At 60.8% G+C, this 23,236-nt stretch carries 18 protein-coding genes; 15 read left to right on the top strand and 3 right to left on the bottom strand.

All coding sequences use genetic code 11. The annotated features are described in order from the left end of the window. The first annotated feature begins 1 nt into the window (after nucleotide 1). The 5 genes from DXT96_RS22675 (at nucleotide 2) to DXT96_RS22655 (ending at nucleotide 7,659) form a co-directional block, all read left to right on the top strand. Nucleotides 2-3,136, top strand: a complete 3,135-nt coding sequence (locus DXT96_RS22675) for an efflux RND transporter permease subunit (RefSeq protein WP_149899066.1) — start codon at nucleotides 2-4, stop codon at nucleotides 3,134-3,136. 102 nt (nucleotides 3,137-3,238) lie between these two features. Further along, complete coding sequence (locus tag DXT96_RS22670; protein WP_149899065.1) at nucleotides 3,239-3,862, top strand: TetR family transcriptional regulator; 624 nt, start codon at nucleotides 3,239-3,241, stop codon at nucleotides 3,860-3,862. A gap of 194 nt (nucleotides 3,863-4,056) precedes the next feature. Beyond that, entirely contained in the window at nucleotides 4,057-5,580 is a 1,524-nt protein-coding gene (locus tag DXT96_RS22665) for a sugar ABC transporter ATP-binding protein (RefSeq protein ID WP_153516576.1), read from the top strand. 52 nt (nucleotides 5,581-5,632) lie between these two features. Next, nucleotides 5,633-6,634 carry an ABC transporter permease gene (locus DXT96_RS22660; RefSeq protein ID WP_153516575.1) on the top strand — a complete coding sequence of 334 codons (1,002 nt, stop codon included), beginning with the start codon at nucleotides 5,633-5,635 and terminating at the stop codon, nucleotides 6,632-6,634. A gap of 71 nt (nucleotides 6,635-6,705) precedes the next feature. Next, the gene (locus DXT96_RS22655; protein WP_153516574.1) at nucleotides 6,706-7,659 is read left to right on the top strand and encodes a substrate-binding domain-containing protein; all 954 of its coding nucleotides are present in this window, start codon (nucleotides 6,706-6,708) and stop codon (nucleotides 7,657-7,659) included. Nucleotides 7,660-7,715: 56 nt separating this feature from the next. Here the strand turns inward: DXT96_RS22655 and DXT96_RS22650 are convergent, their stop codons facing one another. Then, entirely contained in the window at nucleotides 7,716-8,609 is an 894-nt protein-coding gene (locus tag DXT96_RS22650) for a LysR family transcriptional regulator (RefSeq protein WP_149899061.1), read from the bottom strand. 538 nt (nucleotides 8,610-9,147) lie between these two features. Between DXT96_RS22650 and odc2 the strand changes: the two genes are divergently transcribed. The 10 genes from odc2 (at nucleotide 9,148) to DXT96_RS22600 (ending at nucleotide 21,590) form a co-directional block, all read left to right on the top strand. Next, entirely contained in the window at nucleotides 9,148-10,281 is a 1,134-nt protein-coding gene (gene odc2 / locus DXT96_RS22645) for an ornithine/lysine decarboxylase (RefSeq protein ID WP_149899060.1), read from the top strand. Nucleotides 10,282-10,473: 192 nt separating this feature from the next. Further along, nucleotides 10,474-11,043: a GNAT family N-acetyltransferase gene (locus tag DXT96_RS22640; protein WP_149899059.1), complete on the top strand. Its 570-nt coding sequence runs from the start codon at nucleotides 10,474-10,476 to the stop codon at nucleotides 11,041-11,043. A 452-nt stretch (nucleotides 11,044-11,495) separates the two neighbouring features. Further along, complete coding sequence (locus tag DXT96_RS22635; protein WP_153516573.1) at nucleotides 11,496-11,897, top strand: MarR family winged helix-turn-helix transcriptional regulator; 402 nt, start codon at nucleotides 11,496-11,498, stop codon at nucleotides 11,895-11,897. A 90-nt stretch (nucleotides 11,898-11,987) separates the two neighbouring features. Next, a complete protein-coding gene (locus DXT96_RS22630; protein WP_153516572.1) occupies nucleotides 11,988-13,283 on the top strand; it encodes an MFS transporter in 1,296 nt (431 codons plus the stop codon). 562 nt (nucleotides 13,284-13,845) lie between these two features. Continuing rightward, on the top strand, nucleotides 13,846-15,225 hold the full coding sequence (locus tag DXT96_RS22625) for a GH1 family beta-glucosidase (RefSeq protein WP_153516571.1): 1,380 nt from the start codon (nucleotides 13,846-13,848) through the stop codon (nucleotides 15,223-15,225). Nucleotides 15,226-15,636: 411 nt separating this feature from the next. Next, a complete protein-coding gene (locus DXT96_RS22620) occupies nucleotides 15,637-16,266 on the top strand; it encodes an NAD(P)H-dependent oxidoreductase (protein ID WP_153516570.1) in 630 nt (209 codons plus the stop codon). 370 nt (nucleotides 16,267-16,636) lie between these two features. Continuing rightward, the gene (locus DXT96_RS22615) at nucleotides 16,637-17,677 is read left to right on the top strand and encodes a methionine ABC transporter ATP-binding protein (protein WP_153516666.1); all 1,041 of its coding nucleotides are present in this window, start codon (nucleotides 16,637-16,639) and stop codon (nucleotides 17,675-17,677) included. Further along, on the top strand, nucleotides 17,667-18,335 hold the full coding sequence (locus DXT96_RS22610) for a methionine ABC transporter permease (protein ID WP_149899054.1): 669 nt from the start codon (nucleotides 17,667-17,669) through the stop codon (nucleotides 18,333-18,335). Before DXT96_RS22615 ends, DXT96_RS22610 begins: the two co-directional genes overlap by 11 nt. A gap of 33 nt (nucleotides 18,336-18,368) precedes the next feature. Further along, nucleotides 18,369-19,148, top strand: coding sequence for a MetQ/NlpA family ABC transporter substrate-binding protein (locus DXT96_RS22605; RefSeq protein WP_149899053.1), 780 nt, complete (start codon nucleotides 18,369-18,371; stop codon nucleotides 19,146-19,148). Between the two features lie 198 nt (nucleotides 19,149-19,346). Then, entirely contained in the window at nucleotides 19,347-21,590 is a 2,244-nt protein-coding gene (locus DXT96_RS22600; protein WP_194287713.1) for a bifunctional diguanylate cyclase/phosphodiesterase, read from the top strand. Nucleotides 21,591-21,597: 7 nt separating this feature from the next. Here the strand turns inward: DXT96_RS22600 and DXT96_RS22595 are convergent, their stop codons facing one another. Continuing rightward, nucleotides 21,598-21,846, bottom strand: a complete 249-nt coding sequence (locus tag DXT96_RS22595) for a hypothetical protein (RefSeq protein WP_153516568.1) — start codon at nucleotides 21,844-21,846, stop codon at nucleotides 21,598-21,600. A 117-nt stretch (nucleotides 21,847-21,963) separates the two neighbouring features. Continuing rightward, complete coding sequence (locus tag DXT96_RS22590; RefSeq protein WP_153516567.1) at nucleotides 21,964-23,235, bottom strand: glycerate kinase; 1,272 nt, start codon at nucleotides 23,233-23,235, stop codon at nucleotides 21,964-21,966. Between the last annotated feature and the right edge of the window lies 1 nt (nucleotide 23,236).

Raw genomic sequence — 23,236 nt, 5'->3', positions numbered from 1 at the left:
CATGGCACGTTTTTTCATCGATCGGCCCATTTTTGCCTGGGTCGTCGCCATCTTCATCATGCTGGCGGGCCTGCTTGCCCTTCCCATGTTGCCGATTGCGCAATATCCGAATGTGGCCCCGCCGCAGATTTCGATTGCGACCACCTATCCCGGTGCTGCGCCCGAAGACATCTATCAGAGCGTCACGCGGCCCATCGAGGAGGAGCTGAACGGGGTTCCGGGTCTTCTCTATTTCGAATCGACTTCCGAATCGTCAGGCAGCATCTCCATCAACGTCACCTTCGCGCCGGGCACCAATATCGGTGAAGCGCAGGTCGAGGTGCAGAACCGCATCGCCCGCGTTCAGCCGCGTCTGCCGCAGGCGGTCACGCAGCAGGGGCTGCGCGTCGAACAGGCCGGCACCTCGTTCCTGATGATGGTGGCGCTCACCTCCGTCGACGGCAATACCGACGCCATCGGCCTCGGCGATTATCTCAGCCGCAACGTGCTCGGCGAGTTGCGCCGCGTGCCGGGCGTCGGCAGCGCGCAATTATTCGCCACCCAGCGCTCGATGCGCATCTGGATGGACCCGGACAAGATGCTGGGCCTCAGCCTCACGTCGTCCGACGTCATCTCGGCGATTCAGGCGCAGAACTCGCAGGTTGCGGCGGGCCGCATCGGCGCGTCGCCGAACCCCATCGGTCAGCAGATTTCGGCCACCGTCAACGTGCAGGGCCAGCTGACTTCGCCGGAAGAGTTCGGCTCCATCGTGCTGCGCGCCAATCCGGACGGCTCGTCCGTGCGGTTGCGCGATGTGGCGCGGGTGGAAGTGGGCGGCGAAAGCTACGCGTTTTCCAGCCGCCTGAACGGCAAGCCGACTGCGGCCATCGGCGTGCAGCTGTCGCCCACCGGCAATGCGTTGCAAACCTCGGACGGCGTGCGCGCCACCATGGAGGAGCTGTCGCGGTATTTCCCGCCGGGTCTGGAATATGAAATTCCCTACGACACCAGCCCCTTCGTGAAAATCTCCATCCAGAAGGTGATCAACACGCTGGTCGAGGCGATCATCCTCGTCTTCGTGGTGATGTTCGTCTTCCTTCAGAACATCCGTTACACGATCATTCCGACCCTCGTGGTGCCGGTGGCGCTGCTCGGCACCTGCGCCATCATGTATGTCTCGGGGTTCTCGATCAACGTTCTGACCATGTTCGCCATGGTTCTCGCCATCGGCATTCTGGTGGATGACGCGATCGTCGTCGTCGAGAATGTCGAGCGCATCATGGCGGAAGAGCATCTGTCGCCCAAGGAAGCGACCCGCAAGGCGATGGGCCAGATTTCCGGCGCCATCATCGGCATCACGCTGGTGCTGACGGCGGTGTTCGTGCCCATGGCCTTCTTCCCCGGCGCGGTCGGTATTATCTACCAGCAGTTCAGCCTGACCATGGTGGTGTCCATCCTGTTTTCGGGCTTCCTTGCGCTGTCGCTGACACCGGCGCTCTGCGCGACGTTCCTGAAGCCGATCAAAGCCGGGCACCATGAGAAGAAAGGATTCTTCGGCTGGTTCAACCGCGGCTTCGACAAGGCCTCGCATAAATATTCCTCGTCGGTCGGCAGCATCATCAAGCGTTCCGGCCGCTTCATGGTCATCTATGCGGCGCTGCTTGCCGGTCTCGGCTGGGCCTATATGCAATTGCCAAGCTCCTTCCTGCCCAATGAGGATCAGGGTTACCTGATCGTCGATATTCAGGCGCCGGCGGAAGCCAGCAGCGAACGCACGCTTCAGTCCATCCAGCAGATCGAAAAGATCTTTCTGGCGGAACCGGCGGTCGATCGCGTCATCGCAATTTCGGGCTTCTCCTTCTCCGGTTCCGGCCAGAATGCCGGTCTCGCCTTCGCGACGCTGAAGGACTGGAGCGAGCGCGGGCCGGAAGATTCCGCATCCGCCATTGCACAACGCATCAACGGCCAGCTGTGGGGCCTGCCGGGCTCCATGTCCTTCACGCTGTCGCCGCCGCCCATTCAGGGCCTTGGCAACTCCAGCGGCTTCACCTTCCGCCTGCAGGACCGCGCGGGTGCCGGTCAGACCGCACTCAGCGCAGCCGGTGCGCAACTGATGGCGGCGGCGCAGAAAAGCCCCGTTCTGGCCGGTCTGCGCGTCGAAGGCATGCCGGATTCACCGCAGGTCAATCTCATCATCGACCGTGAAAAGGCCAACACCTTCGGTGTGACCTTCAGCGATATCAACGCCACCATCTCGGCCAATATGGGTTCGTCCTACGTCAACGACTTCCCCAATGCCGGCCGCATGCAGCGCGTGACGGTGCAGGCAGAGCAGGGGCAGCGCATGAAGACGGAGGACCTGCTGCACCTCAACGTCCGTAACGCCAATGGCGGCATGGTGCCGGTCAGCTCCTTCGCCACGGTGGAATGGGTGCGCGGTCCCTCACAGGTGGTAGGTTACAACGGCTATCCGGCGATCCGTATCGGCGGCCAGTCGGCACCCGGCTACTCCTCCGGTGACGCGATTGCGGAAATGGAGCGTCTGGCCGGTGAGTTGCCGAATGGTTTCGGTTTCGAATGGACAGGCCAGTCATTGCAGGAAATCCAGTCCGGCTCGCAGGCGCCGGCCCTCATCGGCCTCAGCATCCTGTTCGTCTTCCTGCTTCTGGCGGCGCTTTACGAAAGCTGGTCCATTCCGCTCTCCGTCATGCTGGTGGTGCCGCTCGGCGTCATCGGCTCGGTGGCGGCGGTGATGATGCGCGGCATGCCGAACGACGTCTACTTCCTCGTCGGCCTCGTCGCCATCATCGGGCTTTCGGCGAAAAACGCGATCCTGATCATCGAATTCGCCAAGGATCTGCGGGCGGAGGGCAAATCCACCTATGATGCGACGGTGGAGGCGGCCCACCTGCGCTTCCGGCCGATCCTGATGACCTCGCTCGCCTTCTCGCTCGGCGTGCTGCCGATGGCGATTGCCTCGGGTGCGAGTGCTGCCAGCCAGAACGCCATCGGCACCGGCGTTCTCGGAGGCATGATCTCGGCGACGATCCTTGCGATCTTCTTCGTTCCCGTCTTCTTCGTCTTTGTCATGAAGTTTTTCGGGGATCGGAAGAAGGACGACAAGATTGCTGCTGACGCCGTGTCGCCGGCGGAATAAAACGGATGTGAAAGCCGGATCATGTTCATGTGACTGACAGTCCGGCAATGCAGAAAGGCACGGTGCGAAAGCGCCGTGCCGCGATTGGAAGGAGACATCAGCATGCGCCGTACCAAGGCCGAGGCAGAAGAGACGCGTCAGGCGATCCTTGCCGCTGCCGAGCGTGTGTTCTTCAAAAAGGGTGTGGCCAATGCCTCGCTGGACGAGGTAGCGGTTGCGGCCGGCGTCACGCGCGGGGCGATATACTGGCATTTTTCCAGCAAGACCGACCTTTTTATCGGCCTTTACAAATCGGTGGCGTTGCCCGAATCGGATCTGCTCGATTTCGGTGATCCTGATCTGAAGGGGTTGACCTTGCTGGCCAAGATCGAGGAGGCGGCCTGCAAGTGGCTGGCGCTTCTGGCGCAGGACGAACAACGCCAGCGCATCATGACCATCAGCCTGCGTACCAGCTATTCAGACGAATTCGCGCCTGTCCTGCATGCGCAGGAGGAACTGGACCGCTACCACAAGGATCGGCTGGAAGCGGCTTTCGAGCGGGCGCAGGCGGAAGGTGCGTTCAACGACAACTGGACAGCGGAATCGGCGCTCGGGGCGCTCTACTGGCTGCTGAAAGGCATCTGTTCCGACTGGCTGCTGTTCGGCAAGCGCTTCGACCTTGCAAAAGAGGGCGGCGAGGCCGTGCATAGCCTGATGAAAGGTTTCAGGCGCGCCGCAAATCCCTGATCCGATCCGCCATCAGGCCAGGAAGCCCCCTTCAAATTTCAGTGTATTCTAAAAGACGAGCGAAATTTGCTTTACGTACCTCAAAACGGACGTTAGCTTCTTCTCAGAGCTTTGGGAGGAGTTCGCTTATGGTCAAATCAGGAAAAATCGAGGGGCAAAAACCGTTCGTTCTCACCGGCTGTCGGTGACGGCGCATGGCTTCTGCTGACGAAACTTCAGACCCCGTTCTTATCCGGACGGTTAGGCTGTCCAAATCCTTCGGGCCGGTTCAGGTTCTGAAGGATATCGAGATAGCGGTGCGCGCCGGCGAGGTGCACGCCATCATCGGCGAAAACGGCGCCGGCAAATCGACGCTGATGAAGCTGCTGGCCGGCAATGAGAAGCCGACGGGTGGTGAAATTCTGATCGATGGTGCGGCGGTTACGCTTGGCGGACCGGTGGATGCCGAACATCGCGGCATCGTTCTCGTGCATCAGGAAATATTGCTGGCGCCTGATCTGACGGTGGCGCAGAACATCTATCTCGGCCGCGAATTGCATAAAGGTCCTGTTATGGACGACCGCGCAATGCGCGATGGTGCGCGCAGGGCCGTCGGCGATCTCGGCGGCACGATCGATCCCGACGCCATCGTCGGCAGCCTGTCGATTGCCCAGCGGCAGCTGGTGCAGATCGCCCGCGTTCTGCTGGTGCCGCATCGTGTGGTGATTTTCGACGAGCCGACCGCGAGCCTCACACCCATCGAGACCGATGCGCTGCTGAACGTCATCCGCGATATCAGGGCGAAGGGCGTGGCCGTGCTTTATATTTCGCACCGCCTGCCTGAAGTGAAGGAGATCGCCGACCGTGTGACAGTGCTGCGCGACGGCAGGCTGGTCGCCTCGCATCCGGCCTCAGAGCTGGAGCCGGCTGATATGGCGCGGCTGATGGTGGGGCGCGATGTGGCGAAGCTCTATCCCGACCGCAATGCCGGCGGTGAGCGCGAGCCGGTTCTTGAGGTGGAGCACTTTAACGTTCCCGGTTATGCGCAGGATGCCGGTTTCCGCCTGCGCAAGGGCGAAATCCTCGGTTTCGCCGGTCTGGTCGGGGCGGGCCGGACGGAACTGATGGAGGGCGTTCTGGGCCTGCGGGCCGGGCGGGGAACGGTGCGCCATCTCGGGCGTGCGGTGCATTTTGCCAAGGCCGAAGACAGCCTGAAGGCGGGCATCGTTTATTTAAGCGAAGATCGCAAGGGCAAGGGACTGCTGCTCACCAAGGATTTGCGGGTCAATCTGACGCTTGCTTCGCTGAAGAAATTCAGCCGGCTGTTCCAGATCGACACCCGTCGGGAGACCTCGGCGCTGGACGATGCAGTGCGCGATTTCGATATCCGCACTGGCCGCAAGGATCTGCTGGCGGGCCAGCTTTCCGGCGGCAACCAGCAGAAACTGTTGCTCGCCAAGATGATGCTGCTCGATCCTTCCATCGTCATCATCGATGAGCCGACGCGTGGCATCGATATCGGCACCAAGCAGCAGATTTACCGCTTCATCGCCGGGCTTGCGGAGGAGGGACGCTCGATCATCGTCGTTTCCTCGGAAATGCCCGAGCTGATTGGCATTTGCGACCGCATTCTGGTGATGCGTTCCGGCCGGATCGTCGGTGAGGTGACGGGTGAGCGTATGACTGAAAACGATATCGTGGCGCTGGCGACCGGCGTTCACACGCAGGAACCCGCCTGAGGCTGCACGTTCCGAAAGAGTTGGCCTGAAGAAAAGACAATTGAGGGGAAATATGACCGAGGCCGCAACTGACACCGGCAAGACGCCGAAGACCTCGAAGGACTGGGACCTGCGCGCCGTGGCGCCGTTCGTGGCGCTGGCCCTGCTGCTGGTTCTCGGCACCATCGCCAATCCCAATTTCATCGGCATCGACAATCTGCTGAATGTCGTCACCCGCAGCGCCTTCATCGCCATCATCGCGCTTGGCGCAACCTATGTCATCACGTCAGGCGGGCTCGATCTTTCGGTCGGGGCCATGGTGGCATTCGTCGCCAGCCTGATGATCCTGTTCATGAACAGCGGCGTCATCGCCAGCCCGCTTCTGATGCTGCTTGCCGCCATGGCGCTGGCGCTCGCCATCGGTGCGGCCTGCGGGCTGGCCAACGGCCTTATCACCACCATCGGCCGCATCGAGCCCTTCATCGCCACGCTCGGCACCATGGGCATCTATCGCGGGCTGACCACCTGGCTGTCGCAGGGCGGCGCGATCACGCTGCGCAACCCGGAAATCCAGACGCTCTATCGCCCGGTCTATTTCGGTAATGTCTTGGGCGTGCCGGTGCCGATCGTCGTCATCTTCGTCACCGCTGCCATCGCCGCCTTCGTACTTTATCGCACCCGATATGGCCGGCATCTGACAGCGGTGGGGTCCAGCGAGGATGTGGCGCGTTATTCCGGTATTTCGGTCGCCCGGGTCCGTACCATCGCCTATGTGGTGCAGGGGCTCTGTGTCGCCGTCGCCGTTCTGCTTTACGTACCGCGTCTTGCCTCCACCTCGGCCACCACGGGCATGTTGTGGGAATTGCAGGCCATCACCGCCGTCGTTGTCGGCGGCACCGCGTTGCGCGGCGGGGTGGGGCGCATCTGGGGCACGATCTGCGGCGCGTTCATTCTGGAGATCGTTGGCAACATCATGATCCTGTCGAACTTCGTCAGCGAATATCTGATCGGCGCCATTCAGGGGGCCATCATCATCATCGCCATGCTGGTGCAGCGCTCGCTCAGCCGCAGGTGACGTATCACGCCGCGCCAGTGGGGCAGGTGCGGTTGAAGGAGGAACGCCCCGGTCTTGGGAGGAAAGAGACTATGCGTAGAAAATTCATCGGCGTGGCATTGGTCGCGCTGGCTGCGGTGATTGCCGGTTCTGCGAATGCGCAGGACAAGAAGGTCACCATCGGCGTATCCATTCCGGCAGCCGACCATGGCTGGACGGCGGGCGTCGTTTATCACGCCGAACGCGTGGCCAAGCTCTTGATGAAGGAGCATCCGGGCCTGAACGTAATCGTCAAGACCTCGCCAGATGCTGCCAATCAGGCCAACGCGCTTCAGGACCTTGCCGTGCAGGGGCTGGACGCATTGGTGGTGCTGCCGTCGGATCCCGATCCGCTGGTCAACGCCATCAAGGAGATCAAGGATAAGGGCACCTTCGTCGCGCTGGTGGACCGTGCGCCGAGCGTCAACGACAATTCGATCCGCGATCTCTATGTTGCCGGCAACAACCCGGCGCTTGGCCAGGTGGCGGGCGAATATATCAAGAAGACCACGCCTGACGCGGAAGTGGTGGTCATTCGCGGCCTGCCGATCCCCATCGATCAGCAGCGCCAGGATGGCTTCGACAAGGGCATCGCCGGCTCCAACGTCAAGGTTCTCGACCGTCAATACGGCAACTGGAACCGCGACGACGCCTTCCGCGTGATGCAGGACTATCTGACCAAATACAAGAAGATCGACGTGGTCTGGTGCCAGGATGACGACATGGCGATCGGCGTGCTGGAGGCGATCCAGCAGGCGAAACGTACCGATATCCAGTATATCGTTGCGGGCGCCGGTTCCAAGGACATGATCAAGAAGGTCATGGACGGCGACAAGCTGGTGCCGGTTGACGTGCTTTACCCGCCGGCAATGGTGGCGACCGCCATGCAACTGACGGCCGGGCATTTCTACGATCAGGTGCCGGTTGCCGGCAATTATATTCTCGACGCGACCCTGATCACCAAGGACAATGCCGAGCAGTTCTACTTCCCGGATTCGCCGTTCTGATCTGATCTTCAGCTAAAACCGACGCCCGCCGCAAGGCGGGCGTTTCATTTGGCGGCTCACCCGTTCTTCTTGAACCACGCCGAAAGATAATCCACGAAGCTGCGCACCTTGGCCGGCAGGTAACGGCGATGCGGATAGACCGCGTAGATGCCCCTGTCCTTGGAAATATAATCGTCAAAGAGCGTTACCAGTTCGCCGGACTGGATATAGGGCCGGGCGATGAAGTCAGGCACCATGGCGATGCCAAGCCCGGCGCGGGCGGCGCGCAGCGTCGCCTGCGGGCTGTTGACCTCGATTGGCCCGCTGATAGTCACCGAATTAGAGCCGCCATCCGGCTCCAGATACCGCACCGTATTGTGAAAACGCGTATTGGTGTCGATGATGAAGGGAACACGGGAGAAATCCTGCGGCCCGTCGAGCGGCCCGTGCTGCGCCACGAAATCCGCCGTCGCCACCGCATAGACCCGGAAATCGGAAAGCTTGCGGGCGATGAGGCCCGAATCTTCCAGCCGGGTGATCCGGACCGCAAGGTCGAAACCTTCCTCGATCAGATCGACAAACCGGTCCTCGGCAACGATTTCCAGCGACAGTTCGGGATTTTCCTTGGCGAAATCGATCAGGCTCTGGCCGACATCGGCGTCGATGAAGGTACGCGGAACCGAAATCCTGAGCTTGCCTTTCAGATCGGCATTTTTCTCGCGCACCAGATCGGCGAGGTTGTCGATCTCCTTCAAAATGTCGGAAGCGGTGCGATAATACGTGTGTCCCGCCTCGGTCATCGAGAATTGCCGGGTGGTGCGGTTGAGGAGCAGCGCGCCGAGATCATCTTCCAGTTCCCGGACATATTTGGACAGAAGCGCCTTGGAACGCCCGGTCTTGCGCGCGGCGGCGGAAAAACCCTCCGCCTCGACAACATCGATAAAGGCGCGGATGCGGGTCAGGGTGTCCATGAAAATCCTCCGGTTCGTTCCATATAATTGAACGCTGGAGGGTGACTGTTCAACCCGTAAAATGACTGCTGAAAAAATCCGCTAAATGGTGAAAAAAACCTCTTGATTATGACTGCGAATATTCTTATCTCCCGTGCTGCCCAAAGTCGCACGTGCCCATGTGTGTCCGCCGAGTCCTCGATGTGGTGAGGATTTAGGTAAGGTACCTGGAACTAACCCCTCCAGTCGCTATTCCGGCCAACCGGGAAATGCGAGGACATATGAAGCAACGACGGTGCGGGCCTTTCTGGTTCTCTGCCGGCTTTCCATCAGCCGGGGTACTGAAGAGGCACACCATCATTGCCTGAAGTGCGGTCGGGTCAATCCCTCCAATCGATGGCAGACAAAGCCGAATGATGCTCTGGCAGGGCATCGTTCATATTCACGCCTTGAGCGTATGCTATCGATTCTGCGCCTCCACCGGCTGATTCGAATGCATATCTCGAGCGTCCTTTGTCCTCCGGATTTTTCCGGAGTCGGTTTTATAGGGAATATATCGATGACGACTGCACGCATTCTCGACTTCATCAAAACCCGACGTCCCGAAGGCCCTTGCCTTGTGGTTGATCTCGACGTCGTGCGCGACAATTTCAACGCGTTTCGGCATTCCCTGCCGAACAGCGCGATCTATTATGCCGTCAAGGCAAACCCGGCTCCGGAAATCCTGAAGCTGCTTGCTGGCCTCGGCTCCAACTTCGATTGCGCCTCCGTGGCTGAAATCCAGATGGCGCTCGATGCCGGTGCGACTTCCGACCGCATCTCCTACGGCAATACCATCAAGAAGGAACGCGATGTCGCCCGCGCTTACGCGCTCGGCATTGATCTCTTCGCCGTGGACAGCCATGAGGAAGTCGAGAAGGTTGCCCGTGCCGCTCCTGGCGCGCGCGTGTTCTGCCGCGTGCTGACGGATGGCGAAGGCGCCGAATGGCCGCTGTCGCGCAAGTTCGGCTGCGTGCCGCAGATGGCTGTCGACGTTCTGGTCTATGCCCATCAGCTGGGTCTGGAATCCTACGGCGTTTCCTTCCATGTCGGTTCGCAGATGATGAATCTCGACGCATGGGATGCAGCACTTGCCGATGCCAAGCGCGTCTTTGCGTCGCTTGCCAAGCAGGGCATCCACCTGCAGATGGTCAATATGGGCGGTGGTTTCCCGACCAAGTACCTGCGCGACGTTCCTGCTGCCGAAGAATACGGCCAGGCGATCGACTCGGCGCTGCGCAAGCACTTCGGCAACCAGATCCCGAAGACGATCATCGAGCCGGGCCGCGGCATGGTGGGCAATGCGGGCGTCATCAAGGCGGAAGTCGTTCTTGTCTCGAAGAAGTCCGACAACGACAACCACCGCTGGGTGTTCCTCGACATCGGCAAGTTCGGCGGTCTCGCCGAGACGATGGACGAGGCTATCCGTTACCCGATCCGCACGACACGCGATCAGGACGAGATGTTGCCCTGCGTTCTGGCCGGCCCGACCTGCGACAGCGCCGACGTGCTGTATGAAAAGAACATGTACCCGCTGCCGGTCTCGCTGACCATCGGCGACGAAGTTCTGATCGAAGGCACAGGCGCTTACACGACCACCTATTCGGCGGTCGCCTTTAACGGCTTCGAGCCGCTGAAGTCCTACGTCATCTGATCCGAACGCCGCCCGCTGAACAGGGCGGCGTCTCGACCAAGCTTCCGTTCCGGCCCTGCCGATTGTGCTGTTGCGCAAATCCCTGCTTGCTGCTCCTCTTCCAGCCGAGGAAAGCGTGTCGGCGGGCCGGAACGGTTTCACCATTTTTCATCAAGGGCCGCGTGTGGGCGGTTGTGTGACGGGAGGCCAAGGATGGCCGCTCTTTTGAATTCGGTACGGGCATTTTTCACGCCGCAGACATTTCATGTCGATCAGGAAAATCCGGGCGATGTCGTCGCCCGTGAGAACCTGCTGGACCGCGCCATGGGCGCTGGCCGCCGCCGCAAATCTTCCGAAAAGCTGCGCGCCGGCCGCGTTCCGGCCGAAGGCCTGGCGCTGGTTGCCCGCGACGAGGACGGCCATGTCATCGCCACGGTGCGCCTGTGGAATGTCGAAGCCGGCATTTCGCGCGAAGGCCGCCCCGTCGAAGCGCTGCTGCTCGGCCCGCTGGCCGTCGATGCCGCCCATGAGGGCAAGGGCATCGGTTCGGCGCTGATGCGTGCGGCAATCGCCGAAGCCACCAGACGCGGCCACGGCGCCATCCTTCTGGTCGGTGACGCGCCCTATTATGAGCGTTTCGGTTTCTTCGCCAACAAGGCGCAGCACCTGATCATGCCCGGCCCGTTCGAGCGCAGCCGTTTCCTGGCGCTGGAGCTGAAAGCCGGCTGGCTGGAAGGCGTCGCGGGTCTCTTGGTCGCAAACGGCCGCAGGCTCTCGGCCTGAGCGAATAGCCGTTGATGGCATTCCCCGGCTGAAAGGCCGGGGTCTTGCCTGCTGACACCTCTGGCCATTCGTGCCGCGTCATCCGATGAATGGCACACCTCGCCAAACACTCCGACGTCATCCTCGGGCCTGTCCCGAGGATCTGCAACGGTTTGATTTTGTTGACGTGTTTAGATCCTTGGGACAAGCCCAAGGATGACGTCGAGAAAAATGCGCAACGTTCGCCACTAACTTCCATGCCATAGAAAGCGTCCAGAAATTTAAACCGGACATCAATGGGACAAGTTCGGCATGTCGCAGGAGAGCTGCTACGGCTTCGCCCGCCGTCGCTCGCTCGGAAACCGGTCCTCGCCGTTTCCACCACACGGGTCATGCGGCGCAACTATCTCCCCGCCGACATTTTTCCGAACATCTCTTGCCTGTGACGATTTGCGGGTATATACCCGAGACAAATGTCAAACGATAGCTGCCACTGCATTCTGTTGCGCAAAGCAACCCGCAAGGTCTCGTCCTATTATGACGAGGCGCTGGCGCCGCTTGGCGTCAATATTGGCCAGTTCAGCCTGTTGCGGAATATCAACCGTACTGCGCCAGTGTCGCTGACGGATCTCGCCGCGCGGGTGGAGCTGGATCGCTCTACCGTCGGCCGCAATACCAAGGTGCTGGCGCGCATGGGCCTTGTGGCGATCGGCCATGGCGAAGACCAGCGGGAGGCGATGCTGACCGTGACCGACGAGGGGCAGATGATCCTGCAGACGGGCGCGCCGCTCTGGGACGGGGTGCAGGACGAGATCGAGGCCCGGCTGGGGCCGGAAAAGACCGCGCAATTGCAGGAACTGCTCGCAGCCCTGTAATTTTTTCACCATGAAACGGGTATCTACCCACAAAATCGGGCATATACCCGAAAAATCCGGCCGCCGGCCGCTGGAAAGGGACTTTTGAACATGCTCTCCACACGCCTTGCCGGATGGATGGCCGGCAGAAACCTGCATTATGGCTGGGTTGTCGCCGCCACCACCTTTCTGACCATGCTGGCCACCGCCGGCGCCATGGGGTCTGCGGGGGTGATGATCCAGCCGCTGCATCAGGAATTCGGCTGGGATATCGCCGATATTTCCACCGCCATGGCCGTGCGGCTGGTGCTTTTTGGCCTGCTCGGACCTTTCGCCGCCGCCTTCATGAACCATTTCGGCATCCGGCAGGTGGTTTCAACGGCGCTCGCGCTGATCATGGGTGGCATCGTTGCCTCGTTCTTCATGACCGAGGTCTGGCAATTGCTGCTGCTGTGGGGCGTGGTGATCGGCGTCGGCACCGGCATGACGGCGCTGGTGCTGGGCGCGACGGTGGCGTCGCGCTGGTTTTCCAAACGTCGCGGACTGGTGATCGGCCTGATGACGGCAAGCAACGCTACCGGTCAGCTGGTTTTTCTGCCGCTTTTGGCGGCCCTGACGGAGGCCTATGGCTGGCGAACCGCCCTGACGCTGACCGTTGCGGTGATCGCGGCGGCCATGGTCCTCGTGCTTTTGCTGATGCGTGACCATCCCGCCGATGTCGGCCTGCCGGCCTATGGCGAGACCGCGGTGGCGCACCCGCCGAAACAGGACCACAAGTTCCTTGCAACACTGGTTTCGCCGATTTTGACCCTGAAAAGCGTCTCCGGCAACCCGGTTTTCTGGGTGCTGTTCGGCACCTTCTTCGTATGCGGGCTTTCCACCAACGGCCTGATCCAGACCCACTGGATTTCGATCTGCGGCGATTTCGGCATGGCCGCCGTCACGGCGGCGGGTACGCTGGCGGTGATCGGTATTTTCGATTTCTTCGGCACGATCTTTGCCGGCTGGCTTTCCGACCGTTTCGACAATCGTTTCCTGCTGTTCTGGTTTTACGGTCTGCGCGGCCTGTCCCTGCTTTATCTCTCGTTTTCCGGGTTCAGCGTCGTGGAGCTTTCGGTCTTTGCCGTATTCTACGGGCTGGACTGGGTGGCGACTGTGCCGCCGACAGTGAAACTGGCCGCCGAGAATTTCGGCCGCGAAAAGGCCGGGCTGGTGTTCGGCTGGGTGTTTGCCGGCCATCAGCTGGGGGCCGCCACTGCCGCCTTCGGTGCCGGGTTCCTCAAGAGCGACTTCGACACCTATATGCCGGCGCTGCAGATCGCCGGGCTGATGTGCATGATTGCAGCTGTCTCGGTGCTGTTGCTCAGAAAGCCGGGCGCTGCCAACCTTGCGCCGCAGGCGGCATAATCGATACCCATCAACAAAGTTCACATTGAACGGGCGGCGGATGATTTTCCGCCGCCACCTCTTTTCGCCCAATCACTTGCGGCAAAATTGCTCCCCGCTTTTCCCCGCCGCCGCTTTCGGCCGCATCATGGTGCCTGCAACCGGAACGGAAGGATGATACGCGCGGCGTCCTTCGCGAACCGGTGGCCGGCATCGACAAGCATGGTTCTGGCAGACCATGTTTCGGAAAGGGCGCCCCGCAATGCCAGAAGCGGGGAGGGGCTGATCCGATAGGTGCCGTGAAAATGCCTTCAGCGACACGGGCCGGCATTACGGTCGGCAAGACGCGGTCCGGCAAATGCAATACTTCCCCACACTCCCATCCCATCCGCATTTGCCGGACTGACGCTTCGCCCCGCTGCCTTGCCGCTGCGGCGAACTTCTGTGGGCAAAGCGCTTTGGACTTGTTAACTGCGCAGCCTGAAACGTTGTAGATTCCTCTGGCCCCGCTGTACCTCTTCGCCGACATGGTCTAAACCGCTGTCATCTTTTCACGCTCGATGGATATGAGAAGGCCTCTCCGATGATCGATCCCAAAGCGCTTGCAGCCCGTTTTCCCGGTGATTTCCTGTTCGGCGTCGCAACCGCCTCCTTCCAGATCGAAGGCTCCACCAAGGTGGATGGCCGCAAGCCCTCCATCTGGGATGCCTTCTGCAACATGCCGGGTCATGTCTTTGGGCGGCACAATGGCGACGTCGCCTGCGATCACTATAATCGCTGGGAAGACGATCTCGATCTCATCAAGGAGATGGGTGTCGAGGCCTATCGTTTCTCCATCGCCTGGCCACGCATCATCCCTGATGGTTTCGGGCCGATCAACGAAAAGGGGCTGGATTTTTACGATCGCCTCGTCGATGGCTGCAAGGCGCGCGGCATCAAGACCTATGCGACGCTTTACCATTGGGATCTGCCGCTGACACTGATGGGCGACGGCGGCTGGGCATCGCGCTCCACCGCCCATGCCTTCCAGCGTTACGCCAAGACCGTCATGGCCCGCCTCGGCGACCGGCTGGATGCGGTGGCGACCTTCAACGAACCCTGGTGCGCGGTCTGGCTCAGCCATCTTTACGGCATCCATGCGCCGGGCGAGCGCAACATGGAGGCAGCCCTTGCCGCCATGCACCACATCAATCTCGCCCATGGTTTCGGCGTCGAGGCATCCCGCCATGTCGCGCCGAAGGTGCCGGTAGGGCTGGTGCTGAACGCCCATTCCGTCATCCCGGCATCCGACAGCGAGGCCGATCTGAAAGCCGCCGAGCGGGCATTCCAGTTCCACAATGGCGCGTTTTTCGATCCGGTCTTCAAGGGTGAATACCCCGCTGAAATGATGGAAGCGCTGGGCGACCGCATGCCTGTCGTGGAGGCGGAAGACCTCGCCATCATCAGCCAGAAGCTCGACTGGTGGGGCCTGAATTATTATACGCCGATGCGCGTCGCCGCCGATGTGACGCCGGGCGCGGAATTCCCGGCCACCACACCGGCCCCGGCGGTCAGCGACGTCAAGACCGATATCGGCTGGGAGGTTTATGCGCCGGCGCTGCACGCGCTGGTGGAGGTGCTCTACAAGCGTTACGACCTGCCGGATTGCTACATCACCGAAAACGGCGCCTGCTATAATATCGGCATCGAAAATGGCGAAGTGAACGACCAGCCGCGTCTCGATTATTACGCCGAACATCTCGGCATCGTCGCCGATCTCATCAAGGACGGCTATCCGATGCGCGGTTATTTCGCCTGGAGCCTGATGGACAATTTCGAATGGGCAGAGGGTTATCGTATGCGCTTCGGCCTCGTGCATGTGGATTACGACACACAGGTGCGGACGCTGAAGAACAGCGGGAAGTGGTACAGCGCGCTGGCGTCGGGGTTTCCGAAGGGAAACCATGGTGTGGCGAAGGGGTGAGGCTACGCTTAGGGCGCTGGCCTTGCGCCATCGTCAGCCTTCGAACAATGCGCGCTCCTCATCCCTGTGCTTGTCACAGGGATCCAGCCAGCCCAAGTCCTTGGGCTGAAAGGAGTCTTTCCGCCACGCGGACGCGTGTCGGCTGGATTCCTGTGACAAGCACAGGAATGAGGGTGGGAGACCGGCTGATGCGTGAATTCACCCTCGGCTCCTGACGGGCGAGGGCACGAAGCCTATCCGCAATAAAGTCTGTCTCCTTATTATCAGTTTTCCAAACTTTCTTATCGGTTACCTGGCGGTGCCTGCTTGTGCCCGCCATCCCGTCCCTTATGTCAGGCAAGCTACGAAGCGTAGCGCCCGTTCTGTCGCCCAAGGGGCAGGGCGGGCTGGTCCTCCCAAGGGAAAACGAACATGCTTATCGAAAAACTCAACTGGCGTTATGCCACCAAGAAAATGGACCCTTCCAGGACGGTGTCCGAAGACAAGGTCGAGCGCATCCTCGAGGCGGCGCGGCTGGCGCCAACCTCCAGCGGCCTGCAGCCTTTCGAGGTGATCGTCGTTACCGATCCTGAAGTCCGTGCGAAAATCCGTGAGATCGCCTGGAACCAGGCGCAGGTCACCGATGGCTCGCATCTGCTGGTGTTTGCGGCGTGGGACAACTACACCGAAGAGCGGATCAACCATATGTTCGATCTGGTCAATGAAGAACGCGGCATCAAGAATGAAGGCTGGGAAGCCTATCGCCAGATGCTGCTTACCACCTATCCGCAGCGCGACGAGCAGGTGAATTTCGAACATGCCGCCCGTCAGGCCTATATCGGTTTCGGCATGGCGGTGGCGCAGGCCGCTTTCGAGGGCGTTGATTCCACCCCGATGGAAGGTTTCGACCCGGCCAAGCTGGACGAGATTCTCGGCCTTCGTGAAAAGGGCCTGCGCTCCGTCACCATGCTGCCGCTCGGCTACCGCCAGCCCGATGGCGACTGGCTGGTGAACCTGAAAAAGGTGCGCCGCCCGCTCGAGGAATTCACCAGCCGCGTGTGATTTTCATATCGTTACGAAATCTTGACTGCCGCAGGGCCGCCGAGGTGGCTTTGCGGTAGATTTTTTCTCTCTTTTCAGATAATTGAAAAAACATCCCTGTTAAAAGATGGCGCCTGCGGGCAAGTATGCGCCATCGAATTGCCGATCCCCGGCATTTCTGAGTGAAAGCCTGACGAAATGACCCGGAAAATCAGCTGTCATCGAATGTGCCCCTAGGCTGCATGAAGAGAGCGGTTTCGTGCCGCAGCAGGATTTTTTGAGACCCGATCCGTCACGCGTTTTCCCAGAGTTTACAATGAATTTTCCATCATCCGCGGCACCGCCCGCGACCCGGCCACAGGCGGCCCCGGAGCGGGCGGTCAACGACCCGATGGTCACGTTTGAAGGCGTGACCAAGACATTCGGCGGCACGGATGGCAAGCCCGGCTTCGCAGCCCTTGCCGGTGTCGATTACGTCGTGCCGAAAGGCTCGATCACCGGCATCATCGGCCGCTCCGGTGCCGGCAAGTCGACGCTCATCCGTCTGGCCAACGGTCTTGAAAAACCCTCGTCCGGCCGTGTGGTCGTCGATGGCGTCGATGTCGCGGCACTCGATGAGAAGAACCTGCGCACGCTGCGCCGTTCCGTCGGTATGATCTTCCAGCACTTCAATCTCCTGTCGTCGCGCACCGCTTTCGACAATGTGGCGCTGCCGCTCGAAATTGCCGGTCTGGGCAAGAAGGAGATCGAGACCCGCGTTGCACCGCTGCTCGATCTCGTCGGGCTTTCGGACAAGGCGAGGCGTTATCCGGCCGAACTTTCCGGCGGCCAGAAGCAGCGTGTCGGCATTGCCCGCGCGCTTGCCACCCAGCCTAAGCTGCTTTTGTCCGACGAGGCGACCTCGGCGCTCGATCCCGAGACGACCCAGTCCATTCTCGAACTCCTCAAGCGCATCAACGCCGAACTGGGCCTCACGGTGCTGCTCATCACCCACGAAATGGAAGTGGTGAAGACCATCGCCTCACAGGTAGCTGTTATTGACAGGGGCCTGATCGTTGAAGAAGGCACGACCTTCGATATCTTCACTGCGCCGAAACACGAGACGACCCGCAGCCTGCTGTCGTCCTCGGTCGGCGTGAAGCTGCCGCACTGGGTCACTTCGGGTCTCAAGCCGCAGGCGGCGGAAGGCGACCGCGTTCTGGTGCGGCTGGTGTTCTTCGGTGAGACGGCGTTTCAGCCGCTGACCGCCCGTCTGGTCGCTGAAATCGGCCCTGACGTGAACATTCTCGCCGGCACCATCGAGGAAATTTCCGGCGAACCCTTCGGCTCGCTGGTGGTCTCTTATCCGGCCACGGCTGAAATCACGGCCCGCGCCGGCCGCTTTTATGCGGAAACCGGTCTTCACACGGAGGTGCTCGGTTATGTCGCCTGATATGCTGTTCAACCTTCTCTTGAAGGGCCTGTTGCAGACACTGCATATGGTCGCGGTCGCCGGCATCGTCGGCTCCATCATCGGCGTGCCGATGGGCGTTTTCCTCGCTACCAGCGGCAAGGGTGAACTGTTTCCAGCACCTATGACCAACCGCATCCTCGGCCTCATCGTCAATGCGGCGCGCTCCACACCCTTCATCATTCTTGTCGTGGCGATCATTCCCTTCACCCGGCTGGTGGCAGGCACGTCGATTGGCACCAGTGCAGCCATCGTGCCGCTGACGGTTGCGACCGTGCCCTTCATTGCAAGGCTGGTGGAAGCGGCAATCCGCGAGGTGGACAAGGGTCTCATCGAGGCTGCACGCGCCATGGGCGCCACCCCGCTGCAAATCGTCACCAAGGTGCTGCTGGCGGAAGCAAAACCCGGCATCACGCTGGCGCTCACGCTCACGCTGGTCAGCCTCATCGGTTATTCGGCCATGGTCGGCGCGGTCGGCGGCGGCGGGCTGGGTGATCTCGGCATTCGTTATGGTTACCAGCGCTTCATGCCTGACGTGATGCTGGTGGTGGTTCTGGTGCTCATTGTGCTGGTGCAACTGGTGCAGAGCGCCGGCGACCGGCTGGCGCGCAGCTTCGACAAGCGGACCCGCAAGAATTAACTGCGTTTATAATAACAACCCAAGGAGACACCCATGAAGAAACTCATCCTCGCGGCTTCGCTCGCCGCCCTCTTCACCGCCGGTCAGGCGCTGGCCGAGACCATCAAGATCGGCGTCACCCCCGCCGAGCACGCGCAGATCATGGAACAGGTGAAGAAGATCGCAGCCGCCAAGGGGCTGGATATCGATATCATCGAATTCTCCGACTATGTCGTGCCGAACCAGGCGCTGAATGATGGCGAGTTGCAGGCCAATTCCTTCCAGCACCAGCCTTACCTCGACAACCAGATCGCTGACCGCAAGTTCGATCTCGTCAGCGTCGGCACCACCATCACCACCCCGATGGGCGTTTATTCGAAGAAGGTGAAGAACCTTGAAGAGCTGAAGGACGGCGCGACTATCGGCATTCCGAACGACCCGACCAATGGCGGCCGTGCGCTTCTGGTTCTCGCCTCCAAGGGTGTTCTGAAGGTGAAGGAAGAAGCCGGCCTGAAGGTAACGCCGGCCGACATCACCGAAAACCCGAAGAACATCCAGATCGTCGAACTTGACGCCGCCCAGCTGCCGCGTTCGCTTGACGACACCGACGCTTCGGTCATCAACACCAACTATGCGACGGCAGCAGGCCTGAACCCGAAGAAGGACGCCATCGCTGTCGAAAGCGAAAAGTCCCCTTACGCGAACATCATCGCCGTTCGCACGCAGGACAAGGACAAGCCCTGGGTGAAGACGCTGGTGGAATCCTACCACAGCCCGGAAGTGAAGGCCTTCATTCTGGAAAAGTATAACGGCACGGTCATTCCGTCCTGGTAACCCCTGTTCGCTCTGGCGAAAGTTTTAGCCTCTCCCGTTCGCGGGGGAGGTTTTTTCTTTGCGGCGTGGGTTTAAATCCGTCTTTTATGAAAAACCCCCGGTATTTTATGGAAGGATTTTTCAGGTTCACCGCCAGACTGTCGTTTTATACCCGTATCTTTTTGGGGCGGCGTCACAATGCCGTTTAACGGCTTTTGAATGTTTCCTTCGCAAGATGATGCTTTCGAAGGGGAATTTATGCGGATTGCGCCGCGAAACATTGGGGAATATTTGCCGGTCGGGCGCAGAACCGCCGTCGGCATCGTATTGTCCACCTTTGCGCTGGTGCTTCTCATCGTTACCGCGCTGGTGCTGTCCGCCCTCAGCCAGGTCCGGGAAAAGGCGAACCTGCTTGACAATGCCCGCTCACGCGAGACCACGGCGGGCGCTCTGGTCACCTTCCGCGAGCAGCTTGGCGCTACGCTGAATGACTACGCCGCCTGGGACGATGCCGCCGAATATGTCTATGCGCCTGACAGGTTCGACTGGATAGCCAGCAATTACGGCGACATGACGGTCAACAACGATCTCTTCGATACCGCTGTCGTTCTCGACGAAGATGGCAGAGTTCGCATGGCCTACCAGAACGGCAAGCCCGTCACATGGGCGCCTGACGCCTATTTTGCCGCAGGTCTGGAGGAGATGATCGAACGCGTGCAGGCCATGCGTCCGGACATCACCTCGCAGGTCACCGGTTTTGTCAAAACCGACGATGGCGTTGCTGCCGCAGGCGTCGCGCTGGTGCGGCTGAAGTCCGGCGCTCTGCCGCCAGTCGGCGCGGAGCGGCGTTATCTGATTTTCGCCCGCCATCTCAAACAGGCGACGGTGGACAAGCTTGCCCGCAACTACGTCATCGACGGTCTGGAGCTGCAATATGGCGACGCGCCTTCAGTCAACCATGTGGATATAGTCAATCCGCTCGGCGATGTGCTGGCGCGGCTTGTCTGGCGCTCGCATTTGCCGGGAGATGTCAGCTTCCACGAGGCGCGGCCGGTCGTCTTCACCGCGCTCGGCATTGCCGGCACGTTCTTTCTGGTGCTTCTCATCATCGGCTCGGCCACGCTTGACCGGCTGAAGGCAGATGAGGCGGCGGCAAGGGAGGAGGCGCTGCGCGACCGTCTGAGCGGGCTCAGCAACCGCGCCGGTCTGTTTGCCAGGCTGAACCGCATGGTGGGCAAGGCCCGTCACGACAGAACCGATATCAAGCTGCTCTACCTCGATCTCGACGGTTTCAAGGAAATCAACGATTCTTACGGCCATGCCGCCGGTGACCGGCTGATCAAGGGTGTGGCGGCAGCACTTCGGGTGCTGGTGCCGGAAGGCGCGGTGCTGGCGCGGCTCGGCGGCGATGAATTCGCCATCGCCATTCAGGGCAATGATGTCTGGGCGGAAGGCCGCAAGCTGTGTCTGGCGCTGCTCGAACTTTTCACCGAACCGTTCAGCATCGGTGAAAGGGTGGCGAGCATCGGCTGCAGCATCGGTACCTCGGTTTCCCGTGCCGGCGATATCAATGGCGAGGAACTGCTGCGTCGCGCCGATATGGCCATGTATCAGGCCAAGGAGAACGGGCGCGGGCGTTACGTTTCCTATGAGTTGAAGATGGATGCGCTGCGCGAGGAAAAGCTGCAGCTCGAGGCCGATCTTCGCTGCGCCATCCTCAACGACGAGATTACGGTGGTCTATCAGCCGGTCGTCAGCGCCGCAACGCGCTGCATTACCGGGGTGGAAGCGCTGGCGCGCTGGCAAAGGCCGGGACATGGCTTCGTGCCGCCGGATATATTCATCGCGGCTGCCGAAACCAGCGGTCTCATCGACCGGCTTGGCCTTATGGTTCTGCGCAAGGCTTGCGAGACGGCGCGGCAATGGCCCTCCATCAAGTTGTCAGTCAATATTTCGCCCGTGCAATTCCGCAATCCCGCCTTTTCCGGTTATGTGGCGGATATTCTCGCGGCCACACAGACGCCATCCGAGCGGTTGCGGCTGGAAATGACAGAAGGCTATTTCATCCAGCATCCCGAGCGGGCAGGTGCTGCGATCGACAAGCTGAAACAGCTTGGCCTGCATATTGCGCTTGATGATTTCGGCGCCGGATTTGCAAGCGTCGGATATCTGCGCCGCTTCGGTTTCGACCGGATGAAGATCGACCGGTCACTGGTCGTGGCGCTGGAACATGGCGGGCGCTCTCTGGAAATGCTGCAGGCCACCGTGGCGCTGGCGAAATCGCTCGATATTCCGGTGACGGCGGAAGGCATCGAGACCGAGGAACAGGCCGCCATCCTGCATCTGTGCGGCTGCGACGAGTTGCAGGGTTACCTGTTTTCGAAACCGGTTGCCGCTGAAGACATCACCATTATGGTGGAAGCGCAGAATGCACCGCTATTTGCACTTCGGGCAGGGGCGTAAAACGACATCAATTGATGCGTATCGACTGCTGCGGCATCCGTTGTGTTATGGGGCAACCGTCCTGAACCTTGGTCCAGGACGAGACGTTGAGCTTCATCTCGCAACGCGCGAGATAGGAGCCGCCATCGACCTTCAGACAGGATGTCTGGCCGAGTTCGAACATGGTGCCGCGATTTCGGCATTTGCAATTGTGAGCATCCGCCAAGGTGGGTATGAGGGCCATGATCAGGCCAAGTATGAGCACTCCAGAACGCATGGCTGAAGCTCCAAAGGATACACCTCCAGATTATACCTGTCCGATACTATAGTCAAAATGGCCTTGCCTGAGGATGTGCGCACCGGGCGGCAATGGCCAGCCGGAACGCCGCCGTTTTCAGCCGATCAAAATCGCCCTGATATCATTGACATTGGTCAGCGTCGGCCCCGTCACCACGAGATCACCGACCCCTTTGAAAGCGGTATAGCTGTCATGGCCCACGAGCGACTGGCGCGGATCGACACCGGCAGCGCGCATGCGGGCAAGCGTATCCGGTGTCACCACGGCACCCGCCGCATCCTCCACGCCGTCTATGCCGTCGCTGTCGCCGGCAATGGCCCAGATGCCGTCTGCGCCCTTCAGCGTCAGCGCAAGGCTCAGCAGGAACTCCGTGTTGCGGCCGCCCTTGCCGGCCGGGCCTTTGCCGATCGTGACCGTGGTTTCACCGCCGGAAAGCAAAACGGCCGGGCCTTTGACCGGCAGGCCCTTGCGGCTGGCGGAAAGGGCGATACCGGCCATGACCGCGCCGACATCCCTGGATTCGCCTTCAAGGGAATCGCCGAGGATGAGCGGCGTAAGGCCGAGCTTCACCGCCTCTTCCGCCGCCGCCTGCAGGGCAAGCGAGGGTGCCGCGATCATCCTGACATCCTCGTCGATATCGCCGGCCTTCGGTGTTTCCTCGCCCTTTTCCAATACCCTGCGCACGGTTTCGGGAAGATCGAGCTCATAACGCGAGACGATTTCCCGCACGGTTTCAATGTCGCTTGGATCGGCAACCGTCGGGCCGGAGGCGATCTCGGAGGGGTCGTCTCCGGGCACGTCGGAAATCAGCAGCGACACCACCCTGGCCGGTCTGGCGGCCAGCGCCAGCCGCCCGCCCTTGATGCGGGAGAGGTGCTTGCGCACGGCGTTCATTTCCGAAATCGTCGCACCGCTGGCCAAAAGGGCACGATTGACGGCCATCTTGTCCGCAAGCGTCATGCCTTCGGCGGGGGCGACCATCAGCGCCGAACCGCCGCCGGAAATCAGCGCGATCACCATGTCGTCGGCGGTCAGGCCCTCGACGGCGGCGAGAATGCGTTTGGCCGCTTCAGCACTTTTGTCATCAGGCACGGGATGCGAGGCCTCGATGATCTCGATGCGGCCGGCCGGAACGGCATGGCCATAACGCGTCACCACCACACCGGAGAGATCGACATCCGCCCAGGCGTTGTCGAGCGCTGCGGCCATGGCGGCCGAGGCTTTGCCCGCCCCCACCACCACGCAGCGGCCTTTGGGCGGGGAGGGAAGGTGGTGTTGCAGTACTTTTGCGGGATCGGCGCTTGCGACTGCCGCCATGAAAATCCGGTTGAGGGCGTCTTTGGCGCGGCTGTCATTCCATGCGGTCATC

It is taken from the genome of Agrobacterium sp. ICMP 6402 (genome assembly GCF_009498615.1).
In the GTDB taxonomy this organism is placed as follows: Bacteria; Pseudomonadota; Alphaproteobacteria; order Rhizobiales; family Rhizobiaceae; genus Agrobacterium; species Agrobacterium burrii.
The sequence above is the reverse complement of the archived record's forward strand: the minus strand, read 5'-3'. Positions and strand labels throughout refer to the sequence as shown.